General features: G+C 70.8%; 2 protein-coding genes. Both read right to left on the bottom strand.

From position 1 onward, the window contains the following. Window positions 1-58: 58 nt before the first annotated feature. Window positions 59-1,189 (bottom strand): serine hydrolase domain-containing protein, encoded by a 1,131-nt coding sequence (locus WCJ52_RS12680; RefSeq protein WP_336903667.1) that lies wholly within the window; start codon window positions 1,187-1,189, stop codon window positions 59-61. Window positions 1,190-1,203: 14 nt separating this feature from the next. Then, window positions 1,204-2,340, bottom strand: coding sequence for a serine hydrolase domain-containing protein (locus WCJ52_RS12685; RefSeq protein WP_336903668.1), 1,137 nt, complete (start codon window positions 2,338-2,340; stop codon window positions 1,204-1,206). Window positions 2,341-2,502 lie beyond the last annotated feature (162 nt).

The raw sequence follows: 2,502 nt of genomic DNA on the forward strand, positions 1-2,502 counted from the left end.
TGACCCCCTCAGTCGGCTTTGCCGACAGCTCCCCCTTGGGGGAGCAATTGCGTGGCGCCTACGCCATCCAGATTTCCATGATGAGCCCAAACCCGCGCATGTCGCCGGTGGTGGTGGGGGCCATCCGGTTCATGGCGTAGCCGAAGGCGGTGCGGGCATCCATGTCGATGATGGCGAGGGAGCCGCCGTAGCCGCCCCAGAAGATCGTGTTGGGGTTGGGCGCGGGCAGGGCCGGGCCGGCGAGGCCGAAGCCCAGGCCAAAGCGGGCGGGGATGTGCATGACCAGGTCCTGGCCCTCGACCTGTAGCTCCAGGGCGCGGCGGCACCCGGCTTCGGACAGGTAGCGGCGGCCGTCGACCTCACCGCCATTGGCGAGGATGGCGTGGACCCGGGCGATGGCGCGGGCATTGCCGTGGCCGCCGGCGGCAGGGATCTCGGCGCCGCGCCAGGCGCGGGTCTGGGTGACGGCGACCTCGACCCGGGGGTTGTTGGACATGTTGTCGGTGAGCTCGGGCAGGTCGTCCCCCTCGGCCATGCCCTGGCCGGGGGGCGGGGGGATGAGCTCGGCCACCCGGTGGTCCTCGCTGGCGGGCAGGCCGATGTGGAAGTCGGCGCCCAGGGGCTCGGCGATCTCGGTACGGAAGACGGTTCCCAGGCTGGCGCCAGTGATGCGGCGGACCACCTCGCCCACCAGGTAGCCCTGGGTCATGCCGTGATAGCCGGGGGCGGTCCCCGGCTCCCAGAAGGGGGCCTGGGCGGCAAGGAGGGCGGTGGCCTTCTCCCAGTCGTAGAGGTCCTCGACGGTGATGGGTTCCTTCCAGCCGGACAGGCCCGAAGAATGGCTCATCAGGTGGGCGACGGTGACGGCGGATTTGCCGTTTGCGGCGAACTCCGGCCAGTAACGGGCCACAGGCGCGTGGAAGTCGAGCTCGCCCCGGTCGGCCAGGAGGAGGGCGGTGAGGGCGGTCATGGTCTTGGTCGTGGAGTAGACGTTGACCAAGGTGTCCTTCTCCCAGGGCCGGGTCTGGCCCGGATCGGCCCAGCCGCCCCAGAGGTCGACGACCATCTCGCCGTTCATCGTCACGGCAAAGGACGCGCCGACGTCGGCCCCGCTCTCCAGATTGCCGGCGAAGGTCCGGCGGACGCTCTCGAAACGGGGATCGCAGGTCCCGTGGACGTCAAGGCTCATGTTCTTTTCCTTCGTCAGCCCGCCAGGGCGGTCCACATGCCCATGACCAGGCCGACGCCCCGGACATCCCCCGTCGTGGTCGATTCCATCCGGTTCATGGCGTAGCCGAAGGCCGCCCGGTTCTCCATGTCGATCACCGCCAGGGAGCCGCCATAGCCGCCCCAGTAGAGGACGCTGGCGTTGGGGGTGGGCAGGACGCCGCCGGCGAGGCCGAAGCCCAGGCCGAAGCGGGCGGGGGTGTTGAGGACCAGGTCCTGGCCCTCGACCTGAAGCTCCAGGGCGCGCCGGCAGCCAGCCTCTGAGAGATAGCGCCGGCCGTCCACCTCGCCACCATTGGCGAGGATGGAATGGACCCGGGCGATGGAGCGGGCGTTGCCCTGGCCGCCGGCGGCGGGGATCTCGGCGCCGCGCCAGGCCCGGGTGCGGGTCTCGCGGACATCGATGCCGGGATTGTTGGACATGTTGGCGGTGAGCTCGGACATGGGGCCGTCGCCGATGGCGCCACCCCGCGGGGGCGGGATGAGCTCGGCGACCCGGGCGTCCTCGCTGGCGGGCAGGCCGATGTGGAAGTCGGCGCCGAGGGGCTCGGCGATCTCCTCCCGGAAGACGGTCCCGAGGGAGCGGCCAGTGATGCGGCGGACCACCTCGCCCACCAGATAGCCCTGGGTCAGGGCGTGGTAGCCGGGGGCCGTGCCCGGCTCCCAGAAGGGCGCCTGGGCGGCGAGCAGGGTGGTGACCTTGTCCCAGTCGTAAAGGTCGGCCTTGGCGAGGGGCTCCTTCCAGCCGGAGAGGCCGGAGGAATGGGCCATGAGCTGGGCGACGGTGACGGCGGATTTGCCGTTCTGGGCGAACTCCGGCCAGTACCTTGCCACGGGGGCGTGGAAGTCGAGTTCGCCGCGGTCGGCCAGGAGGAGGGCGGTCAGGGCGGTCATGGTCTTGGTCGTGGAATAGACGTTGACCAGGGTGTCCGCCTCCCAGGGCCGGGTTTGGCCGGGGTCTGCCCAGCCGCCCCAGAGGTCGACCACGAAGGCACCGTCCACCGTGGCGGCGAAGCTGGCGCCGACGTCGAGGCCGGACTCGAGGTTGCCGGAGAAGGCGCCGCGCACGGCCTCAAAACGGGGATCGCAGGTCCCGTGAATCTCAATGGTCATGAAGTGTCTCCCCCCGGCCAGCGGTCCCCGCCGCCTGGGAACAGGTGTGACAGGCCCTCGCGACGACGTCCAGCGGGGCGGGCGAAGGATAGCGGCGGCGATGCCGTTGACCCCCTCCGTCGCGCTGCGCGCGCCACCTCCCCCTGATGGGGAGGAATTAGG

The sequence above is a fragment of the Phenylobacterium sp. genome (assembly GCF_037138395.1).
In the GTDB taxonomy this organism is placed as follows: domain Bacteria; phylum Pseudomonadota; class Alphaproteobacteria; order Caulobacterales; family Caulobacteraceae; genus Phenylobacterium.

Bases quoted from the DNA above. Each gene is read 5' to 3' on its own strand.
- WCJ52_RS12680 (WP_336903667.1), bottom strand. From the start codon at position 1,189: ATGAGCCTTGACGTCCACGGGACCTGCGATCCCCGTTTCGAGAGCGTC.
- WCJ52_RS12685 (WP_336903668.1), bottom strand. From the start codon at position 2,340: ATGACCATTGAGATTCACGGGACCTGCGATCCCCGTTTTGAGGCCGTG.